Annotated in this window: 1 protein-coding gene; it reads right to left on the bottom strand. The window is 57.4% G+C overall.

Features of this window, described 5'->3' with window-relative positions:
• A partial coding sequence (locus K0778_RS26915; protein WP_153449232.1) for a phage portal protein occupies positions 1–622 on the bottom strand: 622 nt, incomplete at both ends.

A 622-nucleotide genomic window follows, 5' to 3' on the forward strand; every position in this document is an offset into this window, starting at 1 on the left:
TCAATGGTGGCGGCATACATCGCCTTCACAATGGCGCTCTGCAGCTGCGTGTTCTGCAGCGTGTCGAGCATCTTCATCTGCTCCATCACGCTGTAAAACACATTTGCACCGCGGGTCTGCCCGTCCTCCACGGGTTCAAAAACGTGAATGAACGAGGCGCGCCCGCCGGGTAACTCACGGGGTATCCATATCCATTTCTGCGGCATCCAGCCAGGATAGCCGTCCTCGCTGACGTAATATCCCAGCGCCGCACCGCTGTCATTAATCTGCACACCGGCACGGCAGTTCCGGCTGTCGCCGGTATTGTTCGGGTTGCTGATGCGCTTCGGGCTTACCATCCGGAACTGTGTCCGGAAAAGCCGCGACGGACTGGTATCCCAGGTGGCCTGAACGAACAGTTCACCGTTAAAGGCGTGCATGGCCACACCTTCCCGAATCATCATGGTAAACGTGCGTTTTCGCTCAACGTCAATGCAGCAGCAGTCATCCTCGGCAAACTCTTTCCATGCCGCTTCAACCTCGCGGGAAAAGGCACGGGCTTCTTCCTCCCCGATGCCCAGATAGCGCCAGCTTGGGCGATGACTGAGCCGGAAAAAAGACCCGACGATATGATCCTGATGCA

The sequence above is a fragment of the Escherichia sp. XD33 genome, from assembly GCF_019375075.1.
Classification (GTDB): domain Bacteria; phylum Pseudomonadota; class Gammaproteobacteria; order Enterobacterales; family Enterobacteriaceae; genus Enterobacter; species Enterobacter flexneri_A.